22 protein-coding genes and 1 pseudogene are annotated in these 22,648 nt (G+C 71.4%); 15 read left to right on the plus strand and 8 right to left on the minus strand.

Annotated features, from left to right (window positions below):
* The first annotated feature begins 87 nt into the window (after positions 1-87).
* From K7957_RS15320 to K7957_RS15330, 3 genes are all read left to right on the plus strand, one after another.
* The gene (locus K7957_RS15320; protein ID WP_223012865.1) at positions 88-1,383 is read left to right on the plus strand and encodes a PepSY-associated TM helix domain-containing protein; all 1,296 of its coding nucleotides are present in this window, start codon (positions 88-90) and stop codon (positions 1,381-1,383) included.
* A gap of 191 nt (positions 1,384-1,574) precedes the next feature.
* Positions 1,575-3,623 carry a M3 family metallopeptidase gene (locus tag K7957_RS15325; protein WP_223012867.1) on the plus strand — a complete coding sequence of 683 codons (2,049 nt, stop codon included), beginning with the start codon at positions 1,575-1,577 and terminating at the stop codon, positions 3,621-3,623.
* Positions 3,620-4,114 (plus strand): asparaginase domain-containing protein, encoded by a 495-nt coding sequence (locus K7957_RS15330; RefSeq protein WP_223012869.1) that lies wholly within the window; start codon positions 3,620-3,622, stop codon positions 4,112-4,114. The genes K7957_RS15325 and K7957_RS15330 overlap by 4 nt, the downstream gene beginning before the upstream one ends.
* 51 nt (positions 4,115-4,165) lie before the next feature.
* Here K7957_RS15330 and K7957_RS15335 read toward each other — a convergent pair whose 3' ends face one another.
* From K7957_RS15335 to K7957_RS15345, 3 genes are all read right to left on the minus strand, one after another.
* Complete coding sequence (locus tag K7957_RS15335) at positions 4,166-5,062, minus strand: alpha/beta fold hydrolase (RefSeq protein WP_223012871.1); 897 nt, start codon at positions 5,060-5,062, stop codon at positions 4,166-4,168.
* 233 nt (positions 5,063-5,295) lie between these two features.
* Positions 5,296-6,348: a ribonucleotide-diphosphate reductase subunit beta gene (locus K7957_RS15340; RefSeq protein ID WP_223012872.1), complete on the minus strand. Its 1,053-nt coding sequence runs from the start codon at positions 6,346-6,348 to the stop codon at positions 5,296-5,298.
* Positions 6,349-6,415: 67 nt separating this feature from the next.
* Positions 6,416-6,628, minus strand: coding sequence for a hypothetical protein (locus K7957_RS15345; protein ID WP_183923849.1), 213 nt, complete (start codon positions 6,626-6,628; stop codon positions 6,416-6,418).
* 56 nt (positions 6,629-6,684) lie between these two features.
* On the opposite strand from K7957_RS15345, the gene K7957_RS15350 reads away from it, so the two are divergent.
* Complete coding sequence (locus tag K7957_RS15350; RefSeq protein ID WP_223012874.1) at positions 6,685-6,936, plus strand: DUF2171 domain-containing protein; 252 nt, start codon at positions 6,685-6,687, stop codon at positions 6,934-6,936.
* A gap of 77 nt (positions 6,937-7,013) precedes the next feature.
* Here the strand turns inward: K7957_RS15350 and K7957_RS15355 are convergent, their stop codons facing one another.
* Positions 7,014-7,433 (minus strand): endonuclease domain-containing protein, encoded by a 420-nt coding sequence (locus tag K7957_RS15355; protein WP_223012876.1) that lies wholly within the window; start codon positions 7,431-7,433, stop codon positions 7,014-7,016.
* 184 nt (positions 7,434-7,617) lie between these two features.
* Positions 7,618-9,549, minus strand: coding sequence for a ribonucleoside-diphosphate reductase subunit alpha (locus K7957_RS15360; protein WP_223012967.1), 1,932 nt, complete (start codon positions 9,547-9,549; stop codon positions 7,618-7,620).
* Positions 9,550-10,085: 536 nt separating this feature from the next.
* On the opposite strand from K7957_RS15360, the gene K7957_RS15365 reads away from it, so the two are divergent.
* From K7957_RS15365 to K7957_RS20440, 8 genes and pseudogenes are all read left to right on the plus strand, one after another.
* Positions 10,086-11,636, plus strand: a complete 1,551-nt coding sequence (locus K7957_RS15365) for a sensor histidine kinase (protein ID WP_223012878.1) — start codon at positions 10,086-10,088, stop codon at positions 11,634-11,636.
* Positions 11,633-12,019 carry a response regulator gene (locus tag K7957_RS15370; RefSeq protein ID WP_223012881.1) on the plus strand — a complete coding sequence of 129 codons (387 nt, stop codon included), beginning with the start codon at positions 11,633-11,635 and terminating at the stop codon, positions 12,017-12,019. The genes K7957_RS15365 and K7957_RS15370 overlap by 4 nt, the downstream gene beginning before the upstream one ends.
* Before the next feature lie 106 nt (positions 12,020-12,125).
* Entirely contained in the window at positions 12,126-12,434 is a 309-nt protein-coding gene (locus tag K7957_RS15375; RefSeq protein ID WP_246617129.1) for a hypothetical protein, read from the plus strand.
* 15 nt (positions 12,435-12,449) lie between these two features.
* Entirely contained in the window at positions 12,450-13,115 is a 666-nt protein-coding gene (locus K7957_RS15380) for a response regulator transcription factor (protein WP_183923825.1), read from the plus strand.
* A gap of 76 nt (positions 13,116-13,191) precedes the next feature.
* On the plus strand, positions 13,192-14,499 hold the full coding sequence (locus K7957_RS15385; RefSeq protein ID WP_223012969.1) for a sensor histidine kinase: 1,308 nt from the start codon (positions 13,192-13,194) through the stop codon (positions 14,497-14,499).
* Positions 14,500-14,802: 303 nt separating this feature from the next.
* The gene (locus K7957_RS15390; RefSeq protein WP_246617130.1) at positions 14,803-15,504 is read left to right on the plus strand and encodes a PEPxxWA-CTERM sorting domain-containing protein; all 702 of its coding nucleotides are present in this window, start codon (positions 14,803-14,805) and stop codon (positions 15,502-15,504) included.
* Between the two features lie 101 nt (positions 15,505-15,605).
* Positions 15,606-16,154 (plus strand): annotated as a pseudogene (locus tag K7957_RS20435) (TonB-dependent receptor plug domain-containing protein); the annotation flags it as partial.
* A 529-nt stretch (positions 16,155-16,683) separates the two neighbouring features.
* On the plus strand, positions 16,684-17,010 hold the full coding sequence (locus K7957_RS20440; protein ID WP_246617131.1) for a DUF4996 domain-containing protein: 327 nt from the start codon (positions 16,684-16,686) through the stop codon (positions 17,008-17,010).
* 76 nt (positions 17,011-17,086) lie between these two features.
* Here the strand turns inward: K7957_RS20440 and K7957_RS15405 are convergent, their stop codons facing one another.
* The 3 genes from K7957_RS15405 to K7957_RS20445 all read right to left on the minus strand — a co-directional run bounded on the left by K7957_RS15405 (position 17,087) and on the right by K7957_RS20445 (position 18,782).
* Positions 17,087-17,452, minus strand: a complete 366-nt coding sequence (locus K7957_RS15405; RefSeq protein WP_223012887.1) for a hypothetical protein — start codon at positions 17,450-17,452, stop codon at positions 17,087-17,089.
* A gap of 145 nt (positions 17,453-17,597) precedes the next feature.
* Complete coding sequence (gpmA, locus tag K7957_RS15410; RefSeq protein ID WP_223012890.1) at positions 17,598-18,284, minus strand: 2,3-diphosphoglycerate-dependent phosphoglycerate mutase; 687 nt, start codon at positions 18,282-18,284, stop codon at positions 17,598-17,600.
* Positions 18,285-18,296: 12 nt separating this feature from the next.
* On the minus strand, positions 18,297-18,782 hold the full coding sequence (locus tag K7957_RS20445) for a GNAT family N-acetyltransferase (RefSeq protein WP_343228428.1): 486 nt from the start codon (positions 18,780-18,782) through the stop codon (positions 18,297-18,299).
* Positions 18,783-18,865: 83 nt separating this feature from the next.
* Here K7957_RS20445 and K7957_RS15420 point away from each other — a divergent pair, with 83 nt between their 5' ends.
* From K7957_RS15420 to K7957_RS15430, 3 genes are all read left to right on the plus strand, one after another.
* The gene (locus K7957_RS15420) at positions 18,866-19,588 is read left to right on the plus strand and encodes a dienelactone hydrolase family protein (RefSeq protein WP_223012894.1); all 723 of its coding nucleotides are present in this window, start codon (positions 18,866-18,868) and stop codon (positions 19,586-19,588) included.
* Positions 19,589-19,829: 241 nt separating this feature from the next.
* Positions 19,830-22,130, plus strand: a complete 2,301-nt coding sequence (locus K7957_RS15425; protein WP_223012896.1) for a ribonuclease R family protein — start codon at positions 19,830-19,832, stop codon at positions 22,128-22,130.
* 153 nt (positions 22,131-22,283) lie between these two features.
* Positions 22,284-22,586, plus strand: a complete 303-nt coding sequence (locus K7957_RS15430; protein WP_223012898.1) for a hypothetical protein — start codon at positions 22,284-22,286, stop codon at positions 22,584-22,586.
* Positions 22,587-22,648: the final 62 nt, after the last annotated feature.

Here is a 22,648-nt window from a genome sequence, read left to right on the forward strand (position 1 = left end):
CGTTGTTTCCTGCCGCACGCGCCCCGATGAGCGCGTTGTTAACCATCTCTGCGCTACGCCGCGCGCCGTCCAGGCGGAGCGGTGACGATGGCGGACCTGTATCGCGCGGTGTGGCGCTGGCATTTCTTCGCCGGCCTGCTCACGCTCCCCTTCCTGCTGTGGCTCGCGGTGACGGGCTCGCTGTACCTCTACAAGCCCGAGCTCGAGCGGGTCGTCTACGGCGACTGGCTGCGCGCCGCCGCGCCCGGCGCGCCGCTGCCCGCGGGCACGCTGGCGGCGCGCGTCGAGCGGCAGACCGGCGGCCGCGTCGTCCAGCTGCTCCGCCCCGCCGGCGACGACGAGGCGTGGCGGATCACCTATGCCTTGCCCGACGGTGCCAGCCGCATGGCGTTCGTCGACCCGGGCAACGGCCAAATCGCCGGCACGACGACGCCGGGCGGGATGATGCAGACGGTCAAGAAGCTCCACAGCCTCGCGCTGACCGGCTGGGTCGGCAATTGGCTGATCGAGATCGCGGCGGGCTGGTCGATCGTGCTGGTGCTGAGCGGGCTGTATCTGTGGTGGCGGCGCGGCCGCGCGCCCGCGATCGGCGTCCGCGGTCCACCGGTGAAGCGGCTGTTCTGGCGCGACCTCCACGCCTCGACCGGGCTGGTGGCGGGGGCGGTGATCCTGTTCCTCTCGCTCAGCGGGCTGCCGTGGAGCGCGGTCTGGGGCCGGAACGTCCAGGCCGCGGTGGCGGGCGCGGGGTGGGGCCGGCCGCCCGCGCCGGTCGCGCCCGCGCTCGAGCACGCGCAGCACGACCTGCCCTGGTCGCTCCAGCAGCGCCCGATGCCGCACGGGCGGTCGATGCACGGCAGCGCGGCGATCACCGCCGACCAGGCGCTCGCCGTCGCGGCACGGCGCGGCGTGGCGCGCGACTATGCGTTGAGCTGGCCCGCCGCGCCCGGCGCGCCCTGGCTGGTCAGCGCCAACCTCGGGCCCGCGCAGGCGGCGCACGTGATCTACGTCGACGCCGCCGACGCGCGCGTGCTGCAGGACGCGCGCTTCGGCGATTTCGGCGGCGCCGCGCGCGTGATCGAGTGGAGCGCCGCGGTCCATCAGGGCAAGCAGTATGGCGAGCCCAACCGGCTGGTGATGCTCGCCGCCTGCGTCGCGCTGGCGCTGCTGTGCGTGAGCGCGCCGGTGATGTGGTGGAAGCGCCGACCGCGCGGGCGCGTCGGCGCGCCGCCGGGACAGAGCGGCGCCGGGCTGGTCACGATCATGGGCGTGGCCGGGCTGCTCTTCCCGCTGACCGGGCTGACGATGGTGGCGGCGCTCGCCGGGCAGGCGGCGTGGCGATGGGGCGGCCGGCGCCGCGGGCGAGCGCTGGTGGCGGCGGAATAGCCGCGCGCGGTCCTATCGCCGGTGCTGCTGCGTCCGTGGGAGCCCAGGGTCCCACGGGAAGCGATCGTGGCGCTGGGCTCCTGCGTGCGCAGGAGCACGGTTCGCTTCGGCTCAGGCTGACGAGTGCGGCGGCGGCGAAGCGGCAGCCCCCCACTGGCAAGCCGCTCCCGCCGTCCCTATCATCGTAGGCGATGACCGACACCGACCTGCTCGACCCCATCGCGCTGCCCGACTATGCCGCGCTGACCCCCGACACCATCGCCAGCGCGCTCGACGCCGCGATCGCGCGCCACGCCGAGGCGGTCGCGACCGTCACGCGCGAGCGCCCGACCGACTTCGCTACCGCCTGGCTGCCGCTCGAGCGCGCCGAGGCGGCGATCGACGCTCTCTGGTCGGCGGTGTCGCACCTGCGCGGCGTCGCCGACACGCCCGAGCTACGCGCCGCGCACGCCGCCGGGCAGGAGAAGCTCGTCCAGCACAGCATGGCCGTCGCGCAGAACCGCGACCTCTACGAGGTGCTCACCGCGCTGGAAGCGTCGCCCGCCTTCGCCGCTTTAGCGCGGCAGGACCGAGTCGCGGTGGAACATGCGGTGCGCGACTTTCGCCTCGCCGGCGTCGCGCTCGACGCCGAGAAGCGCGAGCGCTTCGCCGCCATCTCGGTCGAGCTCTCCGCGCTGTCGACCGAGTTCGGCAGTGCTCTGCTCGACGCCACCGACGCCTGGACGCTCCCGATCGCGGACGAGGCGCGGCTCGCCGGCCTGTCCGACGCGGACAAGGCGATGTTCGCCGCCGCCGCCAAGGCCAAGGGGCAGGACGGCTGGCTCGTCACGCTGCAGCAGCCGAGCGTCACCGCGGTGCTGACCTTCGCCGAGGACCGCGACCTGCGCGAGGCGGTGTACCGCGCTTATGGCACGCGCGCCTCCGACCAGGGCCCCAACGCGGGCCAGTTCGACAACGGCCCGCGGATCGCGCGCCTCCTCGCGCTGCGCCGCGAGGCGGCGGGGCTGCTCGGCTTCACCGACCCGGTGGAATGGTCGCTCGCCACCAAGATGGCGCCCAACGCCGGGGAGGTGCTGACCTTCCTGCGCGACCTCGCCCGCCGCGCGCGCCCCGCCGCGCAGCGCGACCGCGACGCGCTGGAGGCGTTCGCGCGCGATACGCTCGGGCTCGACCGGCTCGAGCCGTGGGATGCGGGCTTCGCCGCCAACCGGCTGCGCCAGGCGCGCTACGCGGTCGACGAGCAGGAGGTGCGCGGCTATTTTCCGGTCGAGCGAGTCACCGCGGGCTGGCAGGCGCTGCTCGGGCGGCTGTTCGGGCTCCAGTTGGTCGCGCGCGACGACGTCGCCACCTACCATGCCGACGCGGCCTATTATGACGTGGTCGACGACGCGGGCGAGACCTTCGCGGGCCTGTACCTCGACCTCCACGCGCGACCGGGCAAGCGCGGCGGCGCGTGGATGGCGCAGGCGCGGCCGCGGCTGCGCGACGGCAACACTGTCCGCGTGCCGGTGGCCTATCTCGTCTGCAATTTCGCGCCGAAGAGCCCCGACGCGCCGTCGCTGCTGAGCCACAACGACGTGGTGACGCTGCTGCACGAGACGGGCCACTGCCTCCACCATCTGTTTACGCGCGTCGACCGCCCCTCGATCGCGGGGACGAGCGGGTTCGAGTGGGACGCGGTCGAGCTGCCGAGCCAGCTGATGGAGGATTTCGCCTGGGACCGCGAGATTCTCACCGGCATGTCGGGGCATCACGCGACGGGTGCGCCGCTGCCGCCCGAACTGTTCGAGAAGATGGTCGCGGCGCGGCGCTTCCAGTCGGGGCTGTTCATCGTGCGCCAGCTCGAGTTCGCGCTGTTCGACCTGCTGCTCCACCTCGGCACGCTCGGCAGCGACCCGATGGAGGTGATCGCGGCGGTGCGCGACGAGGTCGCGGTGATCCGCCCGCCCGAGTGGCACCGCTTCCCGCACGGCTTCGCGCATATCTTCGCGGGCGGCTATGCCTCGGGCTATTACAGCTATCTCTGGGCCGAGGTGCTGGCCGCGGACGGCTTCGGCAAGTTCGCGGAGAACGGGCTGGTCGATCGCGCCACCGGCACCGCCCTGCGCGACGAGGTGCTCGCCCGCGGCGCGACGCGGCCCGCGGCGGAGAGCTTCCGCGCCTTCCGCGGGCGCGACCCGGACCCCGCGGCGATGCTGGCGCGCCACGGGCTGCTCGAGGGGGCGGGAGAGGAGGCGTGAGCCTGCTCGTCGTCACCACGGGCGGCACGATCGACAAGCTCTATTTCGACGCGCTGAGCGAGTATCAGATCGGCGACAGCGTGGTGGAGCGCGTGCTCCGGCAGGCACGGGTGGCGCTGCCGTTCCGCGTGGTGGAGCTGCTGCGCAAGGACAGCCTCGACCTCACCGACGCCGACCGCGCCGCGATCGTGGCGACGGTCGCGGCGGCGCCCGAGACGCGCGCGGTGATCACGCACGGCACCGACACGATGACCGACACCGCCGCGGCGCTGCTGGCGGCGGGGGCGGGGGTCGCGGGCAAGACGATCGTGCTGGTGGGGGCGCTCGCGCCGGCGCGCTTCGCCGACAGCGACGCGCCGTTCAACCTCGGCATGGCGGTGGCCGCGGCGCAGACCGCCGCGCCGGGCGTGTGGATCGCGATGAACGGCACGGTGTTCGACGGCGCCAAGGTGCGCAAGGACCGCTCGGTCAACAGCTTCGTGGCGAGCTGAGGCGCCGCCGGGATCGTGCCGCCCCGGCGCATGACCCCGTGCACGCGCCGCTCATCCCGCCCGCGGCAGCCACTCGCGCAGGATCGCGTTGACGGCCTCGGGCGCCTCCTGCTGCACCCAGTGCGACACGCCCGGCAGCCGCCGTACGGTGAGATCGGCGACGTAGCGCTCGGTGCCGTCGAGCGTCTCCAGCCCGAGCGCCTTGTCCTCCTCGCCCCACACGATCAGCGTCGGCACCTCGACCCGACCGCCGTTGCCGAAGCGCATGCGGTCGCGGTGGCGCGCGGCGGCGCGGTACCAGTCGATCATCGCCTTGAGCGCGCCCGGCCGCCGCGCCGCCGCGGCGTAGACGTCGAGCACCTCGTCGGGGAAGCGGGCCTTGTCCACCGCCATGCCGCGGAAGGCGCGGCGCACCAGCGCCGCGTCAGCCAGCGCCATGACGCGCTCGGGCAGCCAGGGGAGCTGGAACGCGCCCATATACCAGCTTCGCCGCCGCTGCGGCCCGTGGCGCAGCGCCGCGGCGAAGCTGGCGGGGTGGGGCAGGTTCATCACTACCAGCCGCTCGAGCGGGCGTAGCTGGTTGATCGCGAAGTTCCACGCGATCGCGCCGCCCCAGTCGTGCGCGATCAGCGTCAGGGTGCGCGCCCCGCTCGCGTCGAACAAGGCGGCGGCGTCGGCGACGATCTGGTCCATGCTATAGTCGGCGATCTCGGGGGGACGCGAGCTGCCGCCGTAGCCGCGCTGGTTGGGCGCCCAGACGCGGTAGCCGAGCGCGGCGAGCAGCGGCATCTGGTGGCGCCAGCTATAGTGCAGCTCGGGGAAGCCGTGGAGGCAGAGCGCGAGCTGCTCCCCGCTCCCCGCCTCGGCGACCTCGAAGGTGAGGCCGTTGGCGGCGACCGCGCGGACCGCGATGCCGCTGTCGGGGGCGGGGTGCCAGCTGGGGGTCATGGTGTCCGCTCCTACGGTTGTCCCGGGCGGCGGAGGTTCAAACGACGCGGCCGAGGAGTCATGACGTCGCTCCCTCCCCTTCAGGGGAGAGCCGGGGTGGGGCGATTCCGCGAGCGTCTCGCCAGCGGTGAAGCCCCACCCCCGCCGGCCGCGGGCCGGCTCTCACCCGGAGAGGACCTGAACAGCGTGGGGCGCTGTTCACCCGCGGCGCCTTCGAAGGAGGGGAGGTCAGATCACTCCGCCGCGACGCCCGCGAACATGTCCCCGCTCGCCTCGCCCGGGTCCTCGTTGGCCGGGCGCGTGACCTTCGCCTTCTGGCGCTTGTCGAACGAGTCCCACACGTCGTTCCACTGCCCCTTGGTCGCCGCCTTCGAATATTCGGTCGCGCGCGTCTCGAAGAAGTTGGCGTGCTCGACGCCGTTGAGCAGCGGCGTCAGCCACGGCAGCGGGTGCTCGTCGATCATGTAGATCGGCTTCAGCCCGAGCTGGTTGAGCCGCCAGTCCGCGATATAGCGGATGTACTTCTTGATCTCCTTGGGCTTCATCCCCTCGACCGGGCCCATCTCGAAGGCCAGGTCGATGAAATTGTCCTCCAGCCGGATCGTCGTCTGGCACACGTCGGCGATGTCGTCCTTCACCGCCTTGGTCAGGCACTGCCGCTCCGCACAGAAAGCGTGGAACATGCGGATGATGCCCTCGCAGTGCAGGCTCTCGTCGCGCACCGACCAGCTGACGATCTGGCCCATGCCCTTCATCTTGTTGAAGCGCGGGAAGTTCATCAGCATCGCGAAGCTGGCGAAGAGCTGCACGCCCTCGGTGAAGCCGCCGAACATGGCGAGCGTGCGCGCGATGTCCTGATCGTTGTCGACCCCGAAATTCTGCATGTAATCATGCTTGTCCTTCATCTCGCCATATTCGAGGAAGGCGCCATATTCGCTCTCGGGCATGCCGATCGTGTCGAGCAGGTGCGAGTAAGCCGCGATGTGCACCGTCTCCATGTTGCTGAACGCGGTCAGCATCATCTTGACCTCGGTCGGCTTGAACACGCGGCCGTATTTCTCGTGGTAGCAGTCCTGCACCTCGACGTCGGCCTGGGTGAAGAAGCGGAAGATCTGAGTCAGCAGGTTGCGCTCGTGGTCGGTCAGCTTCTGCGCCCAGTCGCGGCAGTCCTCGCCGAGCGGCACTTCCTCGGGCAGCCAGTGGAGCTGCTGCTGGCGCTTCCAGAACTCGAACGCCCAGGGGTATTCGAACGGCTTGTACTGCTTGCGGGCTTCGAGAAGGGACATGGCGGTTGCTCCGGGACGCTGTTGGTCAAGATAGGGATGATCGGGTCGGATCAGGAGGGCGGGTCGGTCACGGCTCGAGACTCCACTGCCACATCGCCGCGGCGGACAGCGCCAGCACGACGCCGCCCGACAGCGCCATCACGCCGACCATGCGATAGGCGTAGACACGCGCCTCGGGCAGCGGGCGGCGCAGCTCGGCGAGCAGCCACGCGCCGGCGAGCGCGAACACCGCGGCGACCGCGAACATGATCGCGGACTGAAGCGGCAACGTGCTCAGCATGCGACCATCTCCCGCTCCGCGCGTTGCGCTCCGGAACCGAACAGAGGAGACTGACGATGGTCGATGCCAGCCAGATCAAGGAACATGCCGAGGTGATCGGTGCGGACGGCGTGCACGTCGGCACGGTCGACCACGTCGACGGCGACCGGATCAAGCTGACCAAGAACGACTCGCCCTCTACCGAGGACGGGCAGGGCGCCAAGCACCATTACCTGCCGCTCGGCCTCGTCGCCGAGGTCGAGGGCGAGACGGTGCGCCTCTCGGCGACCGCGCAGAACGCGCAGGACCTGTTCGAAGAGGACGAGTGAGCTGACCTTCCCTCTCCCCTCGTGGGAGAGGGCGGGGCCCGCGGCCGCAGGCCGTGGGAGGGTGAGGGCGACGCTCGTCATCGAGCGTCGCCCTTCTTCGTGGGGCGCTCACCCTGATCCTGCGATGGCTGCGCCGCACCCTCTCGCTCCCCGAGGCAAGAGGACACCTGCTCCAGCACGCCGTCGATATTCTCCATCACCTCGGCCTCGGTGAAGCGCAGCGTGGTGTAGCCCAGCTCGCGCATCGCCGCGGCGCGACGCGCGTCATAGCCGACCGCGTCGGCATGGGTGTCGCCGTCGACCTCGACGACCAGATGGTGGGACAGACACAGCATGTCGGCGAGAAAGGGTCCGATCGGCGCCTGGTGACGCCATTTGACGTACGGAAATGCGGCGCGCAGCGCGCGGAGCAGGCGACGCTCCGGAGCGGAGGAGCCGCGGCGTAGCTGCCGCGCGCGCGCGACGGTGCCGGACGGTCGATCGTCGTAGAGACGCATCGTTTCTCTCCTGAAGCGGTCGCCCTCACCCTTCCGGCGCTGCGCGCCTCCCTCCCTCTCGCAGCGGGAGAGGGAAGGGGCCCATCGCCTCAGGCGATGGGAAGGGTGAGGGAGAGTCGCTTAGTCTCTCACCACCCTCACTGGCACGCCAGAGTGCCGGCGTCGCGGCCAGTGATCCGGGGGATCACTGGCACGCGAGGCACTCGTCATAGTCCGTGCTCTCGGCGAGCGAGAACTGCGGCTTGGCGAGCGTGTTGTCCGCCTCGACGCCGCCCTGGCCCTCGGCGCCCGCGAAGCCGGCGCGCTGCACCGACTTGGAGCGGAGGTAATAGAGCGACTTGATCCCCAGCTCCCAGGCGCGGAAGTGGAGCATCAGCAGGTCCCACTTCTCCACGTCCGCCGGGATGAACAGGTTGAGCGACTGCGCCTGGTCGATATAGGGCGTGCGGTCGCCGGCGAGCTCGAGCAGCCAGCGCTGGTCGATCTCGAACGACGTCTTGTAGCAGTCCTTCTCCTCCTGGCTGAGGAAATCGAGGTGCTGCACCGAGCCGCCATGCTCGAGGATCGAGTTCCACACCGCGTCCGAGTTCTTGCTCTTCTCGGTGAGCAGCTTCTCCAGATACGGGTTCTTCACCGCGAAGCTGCCCGACAGCGTCTTGTGCGTGTAGATGTTGGCCGGGATCGGCTCGATGCACGCGCTGGTGCCGCCGCAGATGATCGAGATCGACGCGGTCGGCGCGATCGCCATCTTGCACGAGAAGCGCTCCATCACCCCCATGTCGGCGGCGTCGGGGCAGGGCCCGCGCTCGTGCGCGAGCACCATCGAGGCCTCGTTCACCTGCGCGTTGATCTGGCGGAACATCTTGAGGTTCCAGCTCTTCGCCATCGCCCCCTCGAACGGCAGCCCGCGCTGCTGGAGGAAGGAGTGGAAGCCCATCACGCCCAGCCCGACCGAGCGCTCGCGCCCCGCCGAATAGGCCGCGCGCTCCATGCCCGGCTCGTGCCGGTCGATATAGTCCTGCAGCACGTTGTCGAGGAAGCGCATCACGTCCTCGACGAAGCCCTTCTCGTCCTTCCACTCGTCCCACGTCTCGAGGTTGAGCGAGGAGAGGCAGCACACCGCGGTGCGGTCGTTGCCGAGATGGTCGCGGCCGGTCGGCAACGTGATCTCGCTGCACAGGTTCGAGGTCGAGACCTTGAGCCCAAGGTCGCGGTGATGCTTGGGCATGGTCGAGTTCACATGGTCCGCGAAGACGATGTAGGGCTCGCCCGTGGCCAGCCGGGTCTCGACCAGCTTCTGGAACAGGGCGCGCGCGTCGACCGTGTTGCGCACCGAGCCGTCCTTGGGGCTCTTGAGCTGCCACGGCGCACCGTCGCGCACCGCCTCCATGAAGGCGTCGGGGATCAGCACGCCGTGGTGCAGGTTGAGCGCCTTGCGGTTGAAGTCGCCCGAGGGTTTGCGGATCTCGAGGAACTCCTCGATCTCGGGGTGCGAGATGTCGAGGTAGCAGGCGGCCGAGCCGCGCCGCAGCGAGCCCTGGCTGATCGCCAGCGTCAGCGAGTCCATCACGCGCACGAACGGGATGATGCCGCTGGTCTTGCCGTTGAGCCCGACCGGCTCGCCGATGCCGCGGACGTTGCCCCAATAGGTGCCGATCCCGCCGCCGCGCGAGGCGAGCCAGACGTTCTCGTTCCAGGTCTGCACGATACCGTCGAGGCTGTCGGGCACCGAGTTGAGGTAGCAGCTGATCGGCAGCCCGCGCCCGGTGCCGCCGTTCGACAGAACCGGGGTGGCGGGCATGAACCACAGCTTCGAGATGTAGTCGTACAGCCGCTGCGCGTGCGCGGCGTCGTCGGCATAGGCCGAGGCGACGCGGACGAACAGGTCCTGGAAGCTCTCGCCGGGCAGGAGATAGCGGTCCTTGAGCGTCTCCCTGCCGAAGTCGGTCAGCAGCGCGTCGCGCCCGTGGTCGACCTCGACCGGATAGGGGCGCGTGCGCGCGCCGTGTCGGGCGATCGTGTCGCCGCTCGGCTGCGCCTCGGTCGCCGCGCCCGCGGTCACCGTCTCGATCGTCTCGGTGGTCATCGCCGCACCGTCCGTTTCCCTGAAATCCATCGCCATGCCGCTCCCGCTCCTGGCTTGCCCACCGAATCGAGGCAGTGCCCGATCCTAGCCGACGCCGAACCCGTTGAGAACAAAAAGAGATCATCGCTCCCGCGACGACCGCCCCGGCGCTCCCCGCCAACATGGGGATCAACGCCGCTTTCTACTACCATTGGGGTCGATACGCCGACCGTACCTCTACAGATTGTGGCAGATCGCCCCGTCCGGCAAGCCGCTAAAAGCACCGGCAGCGGACCTAAGCGCGCTCGACATGCCCTCGCCGCGCGGCGACGCGCGGACTTTCGCCGCCTCCCGCGATTGCAAGAGAACGATCGGCGAACGAAAATTTTTTGACAGCGCCGGCGCCGGGGCGCCCTTTGCTCCTATCGCGCGTTATGTCCCGAAACGGGATCAACTCGCTGTCGGGCGGCTCGGCACGGCTCGCGCGACGGTAAGTTTATCCAATAAGTTCTGCGATCTGTGCGGCAGGCTCGATCGAGTTCACGTCGCGACCCGGGTCGCGGGCGCGGCGTGCGGAGAAGAATGCGATGCCTCCTGACGGATCGCCGCTGGACGCGTTCCCCGCGTCTGCCCGCGCGCCCGACGCCGCGCTCCATCAGCATGAGATGCTCGCCGCCTTCGCCGAGCTCGCCATCCTGTCCGAGGACATTGACCGACTGTTGCAGGAGGCCTGCGACTATGTCCGCCGCGCGGTCGGCGCCGACATCGTGCTGCTGTACCGCCAGAACGTCGATCGCCGCTCGGTCGAGCTGCGCGCGGGGGCGGGCATCGCGCCGTCGCTGATCGGCAGCATCATCGCGCAGGGCGACGAGCAGTCGCTCGAGAGCCGGCTGCTGCGCGACGGCGAGCCCGTGATCGTGCCCGACGTGCGCGAGGAGTCGCGGCTGGAGTCGCGCGGGCTGCTGCGCAGCTTCGACCAGCGCGGGCTCGCGCTGATCCCGCTGCGCGACGGCCCCGGCACGCCGATGCTCGGCCTGCTCCACATCAGCACGCGCTGCCCACGCGACTTCTCCGCCGAGTTCGCCTTCCTGCGCATCTATGCCAGCCTGGTCGCCGCGAGCATGCTGCGGATCGACGCGCTGCGCCGCCGCCGCGACGAGCAGGCCGCGCGCGAGCGCAGCGAGTGGCAGCTGCGGCTGGTGCTCGAGGGCATCCCCCAGCTGGTATGGTGCGCCGAACCGGGCGCGCAGTGGCGCTGGATGGGCCCGCAATGGACCGAGGTGACCGGGCGCGACCCCGATTCGAGCCTCGGCCGCGGCTGGCTCGACGCGGTCCACCCCGAGGACGCGGTCGCGGTCGAGGAGGCCTGGAGCGCCGCCGAGACGCGCGGCATCTTCGAGGTAGAGTGCCGCATCTGGCACCAGCACGACGGCACCTATCGCTGGTACCAGGGCCGCGCGCTGCCGACCGCCTTCGAGCTCGGCGAGCCGACCTGGGTCGGCACCTTCACCGACGTCGAGGACCTGCGCGCGCTGGAGGCGCGCCAGGCGGTGCTGGTCGCCGAGCTGCAGCATCGCACGCGCAACCTGCTCGCCGTCGTCGAGGGAATCGCGCTCCAGACGATGGCGGCGGCGGCCTCGCCCGACGCGTTCGAGGCGAGCTTCCATGATCGGCTACAGGCGCTGGCGCGCGCGCAGCGGCTGCTCTCGGGGAGCGAGAAGCTGACGCTGCGCCACCTGCTCGAGACCGAGCGCGACGCGCTGGGGATCGCTGACCGCGAGTCGCTGATCACGCTCGACGGGCCCGACGTGCTGCTGCCGAGCACGATGGTGCAGACGCTGGCGCTGGTGATCCACGAGCTCGCCACCAACTCGCGCAAGCACGGCGTGATCGCGCGCGGCGCGGGGCGGGTCGCGATCCGCTGGCAGGTGAACGTTACCGGCGGCGAGCCGATGCTCGATCTCGGCTGGGAGGAGACCGGCGACTGGCCCGCAACCGCGACCGACTCGCGGCGCGGCTTCGGGCGTGAGCTGATCGAGCGCGCGCTGCCGTTCCAGCTCGGCGCGTCGAGTGACTATCGCATCGTCGCGGGAGCGGTGACGTGCCGGCTCCACGTACCGCTCGGCGCAGCGGCATGAGCGGCGACCCGGGGGCGGTGGCGAGCCCGCTGGCGGGGCGGCGGCTGCTGGTGTGCGAGGACGAGTTCTACGTCGCGGTACGGCTGGAGCGCGCGCTGCTCGACGCCGGCGCGAGCGTCACGCTGTTCGCCAGCCTCGCCCCGGCGCTCGCGCATGCCGCGGGCGAGGCGATGCCCGACGCCGCGCTGCTCGACATCAACCTGCGCGGCGAGCTCAGCTTCCCGCTCGCCGACGCGCTGCTGGCGCGCGGCGTGCCCGTGGTCTTCCTCAGCGGCTATGACACCGCCACGATCCCGCCGACCTATCGCGACGTCGCGCGGCTGCAGAAGCCGGTGACGCTGGCGCAGCTGACCCAGCGGCTCGGCGAACTGCTGCGCGACTGAGCCCCGGCAAGCGCGGAACATCGCGGCCGCGCAACGGGTTGCTGCGCCGCACCCCGGCCATTCACAGGCTGTTCAAGCCCCTCTCCCTATGCGAGCACGAGTGAGAATGCACCGCCGCCTGCTCCCGCTCCTGCTCCCCGCCGGGCTCGCCGTGCCCGCCGCGCCGGCCGCGGCCGCGCCCGACCAGGTGCGCGAGGGGGCAGTGGCGCTTCAGGCGCGACGCGCGGGCAAGATCCTGCCGCTGCCCGAGATCGAGCGCCGCGTGTTGCCCACCATGAAGGGCGCGCAATATATCGGGGTCGACCTGGAGATGCCCAGCGGCGTCTATACGCTCAAGTTCCTGCGCGACGGCAACGTCATCTGGGTCGACGTCGACGGCCGTTCCGGGCAAGTCATCGGCCGTACCGGCAACTGAGGGGGAAGAACAGTAATGCGCGTGCTCATCGTCGAGGACGAGCCGAACCTCGGCCAGCAGCTCAAGTCCACGCTGGAGGGCGCGGGCTATGCCATCGATCTCGCCACCGACGGAGAGGAGGGGCATTTCCTCGGCTCGACCGAGAATTACGACGCGATCGTGCTCGACCTCGGCCTGCCCGAGATCGACGGCCTGACCGTGCTCGACCGCTGGCGCAAGGAGGGGCGCGTCACCCCGGTGCTGGTGCTCACCGCGCGCGACAGCTGGTCCGACAAGGTCGCCGGGCTCGACGCCGGCGCCGACGATTATGTCGCCAAGCCGTTCCAGACCGAGGAGCTGATCGCCCGGCTGCGCGCGCTGATCCGCCGTGCCTCGGGCAACGCCTCGTCCGAGCTGACCGCGGGCGACGTGCGGCTCGACACGCGCTCGGGCAAGGTGACGCGCAACGGCGAGCCGGTGAAGCTCACCGCGCAGGAATATAAGCTGCTGAGCTACCTGCTCCACCACAAGGGCAAGGTGGTGAGCCGCACCGAGCTGATCGAGCATATCTACGACCAGGACTTCGACCGCGACTCGAACACGATCGAGGTGTTCGTCACGCGCATCCGCAAGAAGCTGGGGCAGGACGTGATCACCACGATCCGCGGCCTCGGCTACAGCCTGGACGATCCGGACGCGTGATCGCGTGACCGCGGCCGACCCCGCCGTCGACGCGCCGCTCGAGGAACCGCGCGCGAGCGGCTCGATCACGCGGCGCATGATCCTGATCGCGGCGCTGTGGATCTCGGCGCTGCTGGTCGGCGGCGGCTTCGCGCTCGACAAGGTCCTCACCGACGCGGTGACCAGCAACGCCGACGACCAGCTCGAATATGTGCTGCAGTCGCTGCTCGTCTCCGCGGAGATGGACACGTCCGGCGAGGTGACGTTCAATCGCGAGCCGCCCGACCCGCATTTCGTCGAGCCCTATTCGGGGCTCTACTGGCAGGTGTCCGCGCCCGGTCACGAGGTGTTCCCCTCGCGCTCGCTGTGGGACCGTCAGCTCGCCTACGGCGGGCCGCACAACGATCGCGCCGTCCACCGCTACGACAGCCACCAGTTCCCCGACGAGGAGCTGCGCATCGTCGAGCGCGACGTGACGCTGCCCGGCTCCAAGGTGCGCTGGCGCTTCCAGGTGGCGTCGAGCCGCGAGTCGCTGAACGCGCAGATCGCGATCCTGCGCCGCACGCTGGTGCGCAGCTTCGTGCTGCTCGGCGTCGGCCTGGTGATCCTGGCGGCGCTGCAGACCTTCTACGGGCTGCTGCCGCTGCGCCGCCTGCGCATCGAGATCGCCAAGATGCGCGCGGGCAAATCGAGCCGGATCAGCGGCAAGATGCCGCTCGAGCTGCTGCCGATGGTGGAGGAGCTCAACGCTTTGGTGGCGCACAACGAGACTCAGGCGGAGGAGGCGCGGCGCCACGCCGGCAACCTGGCGCACGCGCTCAAGACACCGCTGACCGTGATCATGAACGCCGCCACCGCCCAGTCGGACGACCTCGCCGTGACCGTGATCCGCGAGGCGCGGACGATGCGGCGCCAGGTCGACCATCACCTCGCGCGCGCGCGCGCCGTGGGCCGGCGCGGCTCCGCGCACAGCCGCGCCGCGGTGTGGCCCAGCGTCGAGTCGGTCGAGCGCGCGGTGCAGCGGCTCTACCCCCACGTCCGCATCGACATGACCGGCCCCAGGGATCTGGTGGCGCATATCGAGCGCCAGGACCTCGACGAGATCATGGGCAACCTCGTCGAGAACGCGGCCAAATACGGCGGCGGCAGCGTCTTCGTCACGGTCGGCGCGCAGGCCGGCTTCGTCGAGGTGGTGGTGGAGGACGACGGGCTCGGCATCCCCGAGGAAGACCGGGTCCGCATCTTCGACCGCGGCGTGCGGCTCGACACTGGCAAGCCCGGCACCGGCCTCGGCCTCGCGATCGTGCGCGATGTCGCCGAGATCTACGACGGCACCGTGGCGCTGGAGGAGAGCGAGGATCTCGGCGGGCTGCTGGTGCGGCTGCGGCTGCCGATGGCGAGCTGAGCGGGAAGGGGACGCGCCGGTTCGCCTCACGGGCTGGAGCCAGAGGCGCGTGGTGGCCATCCGCCTCTTTTCGTCACCCGACTTGATCCGGGATGCAGCCGTCCGCGAGAACAACGTCTGATTCGTGAGCGGCACGGTGGATCCCGGACCAAGTCCGGGGTGACGATAAGGGGGCGGTGAAGCGCGACGATCTAACCCGCCGCTCGGCCGGCGCGAACGTACAATCTCTCAACTATCTTCTCGCGTATGCCCCACGCCGGCGCCGCGGCGACCCGACGGCGCGAGTCTCGGAGGGGAAAAGCGATGAGGTCATGGGCAGTGATCGCCGCCGCGGCGGCCGTGACGATGAGCGCGCCGGCGAGCGCGGCGAGCTATGTGTTCGATCTCAGCGGGGGCGGGCTCAGCGGCACCGTCTCGCTCACCTATGAGGCCAACCCCAACACCGGGCCGATCGGCACCTCGCCCAACCGCTACGACCCGGTCGGCTCCTATATCGTCACCGGCGCGAGCGGGACGCTGCGCAACAGCAACATCGACCTGACCACCATGATCACCGGCGTGGTGCCGAGCAACCCGGGCAAGCCGACCCCGGGCAACCTGCTCGCCCCCGCGAGCTTCGGCCATTACGTCGTCAAGAACGGAGTCCAAGGACCGGACGGGGTCGCGCCCGGCTTCTCCTACGACAACCTCTTCTACCCCGGCGGCTCGCCGCCGACCGCGACCGATTACCCGTTCGGCGGCGGCTTCCTCGACATCTACGGGCTGGTCTTCACCACCAGCAGCGGCAAGGCGATCAACTTCTGGAGCAACGGCGACATGGGCCAGGGTGTCAGCTACGGCGCCGGCACCACCGACGGGATCAGCGTGCTCGACTATGCCGGCGGCATCGTCGCCCGCACCGCGGTGCCCGAGCCGGCGACCTGGCTGACGATGATCCTCGGCTTCGCGCTCGCGGGGATCGCGCTGCGCCGACGCCGTGCCATGGCGGCCCCCGCGGCCGCCTGACCCGGAACGGTGGGTCGTAACGATCGCGCAACGTCCCGGCGACACCCCGCCCGCGGCGACCCTCTCCGACGAGGGCGCGACGGGTCAGGGGAACAGGGGACATGACGAGACAGGCTGCCGCGATCGCGCGGCTATCGGCGACCGCCGCCGCGGTCGCCGCCGCGCCGGCGCTGGCGCAGGTCGACGCGCCAGTCGCGGGCGCGGCGGGCGCGACCGGTGGCATCACGGGCGCGCCGGACGACGCCGCCGGCAAGGAAGTCGTCGTCACCGGCATCCGCCGCGCCAACGCCGCCGCGATCGCGGCCAAGCGCAGCGCCACCAACATCGTCGACGTGGTCAGCGCCACCGACGTGCGCGCGCTGCCCGACGCCACGATCGTCGAGGCGCTGCGGCGTATCCCCGGCCTCTCGGTGCTGCCGGCGACTGATAACGAGCATCCGCGCGACGAGGCCGCGACGCCGGTGCTGCGCGGGCTCGGACCGAGCTACAACAACGTCACGATCGACGGGCTGACGATCGCCTCGCCCGGCACGCCCAACGGCACGCTGGGCTCGATCACGCGCGGCACGCGGCTCGACATCCTGCCCTCCTCGATGGTGGGCGAGATCCAGGTGGTGAAGACCTTCACCCCCGACCTCGATCCCAACGCCACGGGCGGCGCGGTCAACCTGCGCACGCGCTCGGCCTTCGAGCACGGCGGCGCCACGTTCCTCACCGCCGAGAGGTCGCTGGGCCACGTCAGCGACAATGGCAAGCCGCGCGACCAGCCTGATCCCGGCGCCCCCGTCATCGCCACCGCCAGCACCACCCTCGGCGCGGCGCATCAGTTCGGCGCGACGCTCTCGGCCAACTACCAGTCGCTGGCGAGCTTCACCGAGACGCACATGACCACCGACACGGTCCACTACGGCTTCTACGACGACGCCGGAGAGCTGCTTAGCGGCAGCGCGCTCGGCATTGGCTTCGCGGTGCCGCAGCAGGACAAATATTGGTACGCTGGCGCTGGCGCTGGCGCGCGGGCGGATCATGCTCAACCTCGACGTCAAGGCGAGCATCTACGCCGAGGTCGCCGCCGCGGTGCGCCGCGCCGGGATGGAGCGCGCGATCATCCTCAAGAGCGAGGTGGGCACCGAGACGCCGGCCATGGCGGCCGAGCCGACCTTCGCCGGCCTCGGTTATATGCCGATCCTGCTCAACCCGGGGAAGCGCGCCGATCTCGCCGCGCTGCTGCGCCGCCAATGTGCGTCCCCGGCGCATCCGCTCGGCGCCGAGCTGCCGCGGCTGAGCCCGACGCAGCTCGCCCAGGTGAGCGCGGCGGCGCGCGGGTGCGGCGTGCGGCTGTGGGTCAACAGCCTGTTGGAAGGCCTCGTCGCCGGCTACCGCGGCGACCGCGACGCGCCGCGTGATCCCGACGCGGTGTGGGGGCGGATGTACCGCGACGGCGTCAGCATCATCCAGACCGACGAGCCCGAGGCGCTGCTCCGCTACCGCGCGACGCTGCACTGAGCGCGCGCTCCGCTCAAGGGATCGTGGCGACAGGCCGCCGCGCGGTCCGCCGCGGGCAGGATGCGTGCCGCTGGGTTCAGGTCTGTGCCGCAACATCGTCGAGAGCCGGGCCAGTCGGGCTGCGCGGTGTCGCTATGGCGCAGGGCAGGGCGGTTGCCGATACGGGGGAGCGAGCCAGGCGCTCGCGCTCGCGCGCCGTCGTGCCCCCGCGCGTCGCCGCGTTCGGGTCGCTGACGGCCGCGGCGGTGACGAGGACCGGGGTCGGCCCCGGCGCCGGTCTCGGCGCGGCGGCGGCGGTCCCGTCGACGATCGCGAGGTCGCGCGCCGGCGGGTCGCCGACGACATGGATGCGCAGCCCATAAGCGAGCGCGGCGAGCACCAGCAGGGCGGCGATCAGCAGCGCCAGCCGGATCACCAGGGGCTTGGACGTCAGGCGGGACATGGCACCTCTGCTCGCGACCTAGGAAGATCGGGCGGGCAGCTGCCGGGCACGGGCCGGCGACGGTCCGCCCGCCGCCCTCATCATAGCGGGCGCCGGGCGTGCCGCGCCGATCGACGGCGCTTATCTCACCGACAGGGCGTCGCGCTCAGCGCTCGCTGAGGTAATAACGGTCGGTCGCGGCGAGCTGCGCGTCGAGCTGGTAGACGATCGGCTGGCCGGTCGGGATCTCCAGCCCGGTGATCTCGTCGTCGGGGATGTTCGACAGATGCTTCACCAGCGCACGCAGCGAGTTGCCGTGCGCCGAGATCAGCACGCGCTGGCCGTCGCGCAGCGCCGGCGCGATGCGCCGCTCCCAATAAGGCAGGACTCGCGCGATCGTGTCCTTGAGGCTCTCGGTCGCGGGCACGTCGATCCCGGCGTAGCGGCGGTCACCCGAGAGATCGAAGGCGCTGCCGGCCTCCATCGGCGGCGGCGGCACGTCGAAGCTGCGACGCCAGACATGGACCTGCTCGTCGCCGTGCCTGGCGGCGGTCTCGGCCTTGTTGAGCCCGGTCAAGCCGCCATAATGGCGCTCGTTGAGCCGCCAGTCCTTCTCCACCGGCAGCCACAGCCGCTCCATCGCCTCAAGCGCGAGGTCGAGCGTCTTGATCGCGCGCGTCTGCAGCGAGGTGAAGGTCTGGTCGAAGTCGAGACCCTTGGCGGCCATCAGCTCGCCCGCGGCACGCGCCTCGGCGGCACCCTGCTCGGTGACGTCGACGTCCCACCAGCCGGTGAAGCGATTCTCGAGGTTCCAGGCCGACTGGCCGTGGCGGATGAGGACGAGCGTGGGCATGGCGTTACTCCTTCAGAGCGCGAGCGCGAGAAATTGGTTGTGCGGGCTGGGCCGATAGTCGGCGAAGGCGGCGCAGGGGGCGAAGCCGGCGCGGCGGTACAGCGCCAGCGCGGCGTCATAGGCGGGGGTGGTGCCGGTCTCGAGGTAGAGCCGAGACAGGCCCTCGTCGCGTGCGGCGGCCACGATCGCGTCCAGGATCGCGCGTCCGGCACCGCGGCCGCGATGGGCCGGCGCGGCGCGCATCGACTTGACCTCGCCCGCGCCGTCGTCGAGCCGCTTGAGCGCGCCCACCGCGGCGAGCGCGTCGCCGTCCCAGGCGGCGAACAGCACGATATCGGGGGCGGCGAGCCGCGCGGCGTCGAGCGCGAAGGAGAAGCCCGCCGGCGTGCCCGCGCGCTGGTCGGCGACATGCGCGGCGAGCAGCGCCGCGATCGCTGGCTCGGCCGGGTCGCCGCGCCGCACCCGATAGTCGCGCCCCGCCTCGGCCGGTCCGTCCACGCTCGCTCCCGCTTGTCGCCTGCTCGGCATCGCTCTAGCGCATGCCGCGTGCGAGACAACCGCGCTCGCCCGGAGACTCAGCGATGCCGATCACCCGCCGCCCGCTCCACCATGACGGCCCCGGCGGCCGTTTCGCCGGCGTGTTCGCCTGGGACGACTCGGTCGAGGGCGCGCGCCCCGGCGTGCTCGTCGTCCCCAACATCCTCGGGCAGAAGGAGGCCGACAACGCCAAGGCCGAAGCGCTCGCCGCGCTCGGCTACGCCGCTTATGCCTGCGACCTGTACGGCGAAGGCCGCCGCGCCGCGCCCGGCCCCGACATCGCGCGCTACATGGACGAGCTCAACGCCGACCGCGACTTGCTGCGCGACCGGCTCGCCGCCAGCCTCGCCGCGCTGACGGCGCAGCCCGAGGTGGACGCCGCGCGTACCGCCGCGATCGGCTTCTGTTTCGGCGGCAAGTGCGTGCTCGACATGGCGCGCGCCGGGCTCGACGTGCGCGGCGTGGTGAGCTTCCACGGCGTGTACGACCGGCCCGACTATGCCAGCGTCGCGCCGATCACGGCCAAGGTGCTGGTGTGTCACGGCTGGGACGACCCGCTCGGCCCGCCCGAGGCGGTCACCGCGCTGGCGCAGGAGCTCAGCGAGGCCGCGGCCGACTGGCAGATCCACGCCTATGGCAACGCCGGCCATGCCTTCACCGACGAGGCGCGGCGCGGCTCGACCGTGCCCGGCGTCGCCTATGAGGAGCGCGCGGACCGCCGCAGCTGGGCGGCGATGCGCTATTTCCTGGAAGAAGCCGTGGGGTGAAGGGGCGGCGTAGCGTGCGGACGCCACCCTCGTCTCGCTGGCGCCACCTTGCACTTGGCGCGACCTCTTACCCCGCGTCATCCTGAACTCGTTTCGGGATCCACGGTGCCGCGCACTCAGGCGCGGCGGCGCCTGCGGGCCGGTGGATCCTGAAACGAGTTCAGGATGACGGCAGGGGTCGGGGCAGGGCGCCGGTCTCACCACCGCCCGCCGGCGCTGACCTGCGATACAGCACTCCCGCATGGCGCCGGCCGCCGCGAACCCCTATCTCCGCGGCGTGCCAAAGAAACCGCCTCCCGGCCTGCCCACGCGCGCGCAGGTGCTCGACTTCATCGCCCAAGCCACCACGCCCGCGGGCAAGCGCGAGATCGCGCGCGCCTTCGGCCTCTCCGCGCAGCAGAAGATCGCGCTCAAGGCGCTGCTCAAGGACATGGCCGACGAGGGGCTGATCGACTCCGCCCCGGGCCGCGCCTTCCACAAGATGGGCGGGCTGCCCAAGGTCACCGTGCTGCGCGTCGCCGACGTCGACGAGGGCGGGAACGTCTGGGCGGTGCCCGAGAACTGGCAGTCCGACGCGCCCGTGCCGCGGATCCGCGTGCGCGAGCGCCGGCGCGGCGCGCTCGGCGTGGGTGAGCGGCTGCTCGCGCGCACCGAGGAGACCGGCCAGGGCTGGACCGCGCATCCGATGAAGGTGCTCGCCCCGGCGGCCGAGCAGCTGATCGGCGTGCTGCGGCGCGAGGGCGACCGGCTGTGGCTCCAGGGCGTGGAGAAGAAGGAGCGGCGCGAATATGCCGTGTCCGACGCGGGCGACGCCGAGGCGGGCGACCTGGTGCTGGCGGAGAAGGCGGGGCGGCCGCCGCGCATCACCGCGCGCGTGGTGGAGCGGCTGGGCGACCCGTTCGCGCCGCGCAGCTTCTCGCTGATCGCGATCCACCGGCTCGGCATCCCCGACGTGTTCGCGCAGGAGGCGCTCGACGAGGCGGCGCGGGTCGCACGGCAGCCGCTCGGCGAGGGGCGCGAGGACCTCACCCATCTGCCGATCGTCGCGATCGACCCCGCCGACGCGCGCGACCACGACGACGCGGTCTGGGCCGCGCCCGACGACGACCCCGCCAACGTTGGCGGCTGGCAGGCGATCGTCGCGATCGCGGACGTGAGCTACTACGTCCGCCCGAAGGGCGCGCTCGACCGCGAGGCACGCGCGCGCGGCAACTCGGTCTATTTCCCGGACCGCGTCGTGCCGATGCTGCCCGAGATCCTGTCCGCCGACGTGTGCTCGCTCAAGGCGGGCGAGGACCGCGCCGCGCTCGCCTGCCACCTGCGCATCGGCAAGGACGGTTCGCTCAGGAGCTGGCGCTTCTCGCGCGCGCTGGTGCGGCTGGCGGCCAACATCGCCTATGAGGAGGCGCAGGCCGCGATCGACGCGCTGGCGGCCGGGGATCAATTCGCCCCTCGCTCCTGGGACCCCGCCCTGGTCGACACCGCGCTCGCGCCGCTGTGGGACTGCTGGCGCGCGCTCGCCGCGGCGCGTGACCGGCGCGAACCGCTCGAGCTCGACCTGCCCGAGCGCCGCGTCGTGCTCGACGAGAAGGGTCGGATCATGTCGGTGGCGCCGCGCGAGCGGCTCGACGCGCATCGGCTGATCGAGGATTACATGATCGCCGCCAACGTCGCCGCCGCCAAGGCGCTGGAGGCCAAGAAGGCGCCGGTGATGTACCGCGTCCACGAGGCGCCCGCGCGCGAGAAACTGGTCGCGCTCAAGGACTATCTCGCCACGTTCGAGGTCGCCTTCGCGCTCGGCCAGGTGATCCGCCCGGCCACGTTCAACCATATCATCGCGCGCGTCGGTGACGCCGAGTTCCGCCCCGAGATCATGGAGCAGATCCTGCGCAGCCAGACCCAGGCCTATTACGCCCCGCTCAACCAGGGGCATTTCGGGCTGGCGCTGGGCAGCTACGCGCATTTCACCTCGCCGATCCGGCGCTACGCCGACCTGATGGTCCACCGCGCCCTGGTGAGCGCCTACGCGCTCGGCCCCGGCGGGCTGGCGGGCGACGAGGATTTCGAGCGCGCCGGCGAGACGATCAGCCAGCTCGAGCGGCGCGCGATGGAGGCCGAGCGCGAGACGATCGACCGCTACGTCGCGGCCTATCTGGCGGAGCGCGTCGGCGAGCTGGTCGAGGCGCGCATCACCGGCGTGACCAACTTCGGCTTCTTCGCCACGGTGGAGGGGGTCGGCGGCGACGGACTGATGCCGGTGCGCGACCTCGGCGGCGAATATTTCCGCTATGATGAGGCGTCGCGCCGGCTGATCGGCGAGCATAGCGGCGAGACCTATGCGCAGGGGCAGCGGCTGGCGTTGCGGCTGGCGGAGTCCAACCCGGTCTCGGGCGCGCTGCGCTTCGAGCTGCCCGAGGGCCGCTATGGCGGCGCGGGTGGCGGCGGAGGCCGCGCGCGTGAGAAAGAGAGCGAGCGCCGCCCGCCGCGCGTGCTCAAGCGCCGCGGGAGACCGGGCAACATCCGCCACCAGGGCAAACGCTGAGTCCGCGATCGCGAGGGTGCGCGACCATAACTCCCCTCCCTTTCAGGGGCGGGGGCGGGGGTGGGGCCTCGCCGCGGACGTAGCGCTTGAGGATACGCCCCACCCCAACCCTCCCCTGAAGGGGAGGGGGCATTGAAAGAAGGAGAACGCGACATGCCCGGCACCATCGCCGCGACGGTGATCATGAAGGCGCGCAAGAAGATAGCGTGGCATTTCCTCTCGGCGGGCGCGACCTCGGCCGCCGCCGCGACCGCGTTCGAGCGGCCCGCCACGCGGCTCGGCGGCGAGGAGTTCGACCGCATGCTCGCGTTCGGCGCGCTCGAGAAGACCGAGGACGGGCGCTACTGGCTCCACCGCCGCCGCTACGCCGACTATCGCAAGGAGTCGCTGGCGCGCGTGCTCGGCTATCTCGCGCTCGCGGGCTTCGCCGCGGCGGGGGCGATCGCGCTCGGCTGAGCCGCGCGGTGGACGCTGCCGCCGCCCGCCGCTATCCGCCCCTTCTCGGATAGCGGAAGGAA

Source organism: Sphingomonas yunnanensis (assembly GCF_019898765.1).
Classification (GTDB): Bacteria; Pseudomonadota; Alphaproteobacteria; order Sphingomonadales; family Sphingomonadaceae; genus Sphingomonas; species Sphingomonas yunnanensis.

Bases quoted from the DNA above. Each gene is read 5' to 3' on its own strand.
- K7957_RS15320 (WP_223012865.1), top strand. From the start codon at position 88: ATGGCGGACCTGTATCGCGCGGTGTGGCGCTGGCATTTCTTCGCCGGC.
- K7957_RS15325 (WP_223012867.1), top strand. From the start codon at position 1,575: ATGACCGACACCGACCTGCTCGACCCCATCGCGCTGCCCGACTATGCC.
- K7957_RS15335 (WP_223012871.1), bottom strand. From the start codon at position 5,062: ATGACCCCCAGCTGGCACCCCGCCCCCGACAGCGGCATCGCGGTCCGC.
- K7957_RS15340 (WP_223012872.1), bottom strand. From the start codon at position 6,348: ATGTCCCTTCTCGAAGCCCGCAAGCAGTACAAGCCGTTCGAATACCCC.
- K7957_RS15345 (WP_183923849.1), bottom strand. From the start codon at position 6,628: ATGCTGAGCACGTTGCCGCTTCAGTCCGCGATCATGTTCGCGGTCGCC.
- K7957_RS15350 (WP_223012874.1), top strand. From the start codon at position 6,685: ATGGTCGATGCCAGCCAGATCAAGGAACATGCCGAGGTGATCGGTGCG.
- K7957_RS15355 (WP_223012876.1), bottom strand. From the start codon at position 7,433: ATGCGTCTCTACGACGATCGACCGTCCGGCACCGTCGCGCGCGCGCGG.
- K7957_RS15360 (WP_223012967.1), bottom strand. From the start codon at position 9,549: ATGGATTTCAGGGAAACGGACGGTGCGGCGATGACCACCGAGACGATC.
- K7957_RS15365 (WP_223012878.1), top strand. From the start codon at position 10,086: ATGCCTCCTGACGGATCGCCGCTGGACGCGTTCCCCGCGTCTGCCCGC.
- K7957_RS15370 (WP_223012881.1), top strand. From the start codon at position 11,633: ATGAGCGGCGACCCGGGGGCGGTGGCGAGCCCGCTGGCGGGGCGGCGG.
- K7957_RS15375 (WP_246617129.1), top strand. From the start codon at position 12,126: ATGCACCGCCGCCTGCTCCCGCTCCTGCTCCCCGCCGGGCTCGCCGTG.
- K7957_RS15380 (WP_183923825.1), top strand. From the start codon at position 12,450: ATGCGCGTGCTCATCGTCGAGGACGAGCCGAACCTCGGCCAGCAGCTC.
- K7957_RS15385 (WP_223012969.1), top strand. From the start codon at position 13,192: ATGATCCTGATCGCGGCGCTGTGGATCTCGGCGCTGCTGGTCGGCGGC.
- K7957_RS15390 (WP_246617130.1), top strand. From the start codon at position 14,803: ATGAGGTCATGGGCAGTGATCGCCGCCGCGGCGGCCGTGACGATGAGC.
- K7957_RS20440 (WP_246617131.1), top strand. From the start codon at position 16,684: ATGCCGATCCTGCTCAACCCGGGGAAGCGCGCCGATCTCGCCGCGCTG.
- K7957_RS15405 (WP_223012887.1), bottom strand. From the start codon at position 17,452: ATGTCCCGCCTGACGTCCAAGCCCCTGGTGATCCGGCTGGCGCTGCTG.
- gpmA (WP_223012890.1), bottom strand. From the start codon at position 18,284: ATGCCCACGCTCGTCCTCATCCGCCACGGCCAGTCGGCCTGGAACCTC.
- K7957_RS15420 (WP_223012894.1), top strand. From the start codon at position 18,866: ATGCCGATCACCCGCCGCCCGCTCCACCATGACGGCCCCGGCGGCCGT.
- K7957_RS15425 (WP_223012896.1), top strand. From the start codon at position 19,830: ATGGCGCCGGCCGCCGCGAACCCCTATCTCCGCGGCGTGCCAAAGAAA.
- K7957_RS15430 (WP_223012898.1), top strand. From the start codon at position 22,284: ATGCCCGGCACCATCGCCGCGACGGTGATCATGAAGGCGCGCAAGAAG.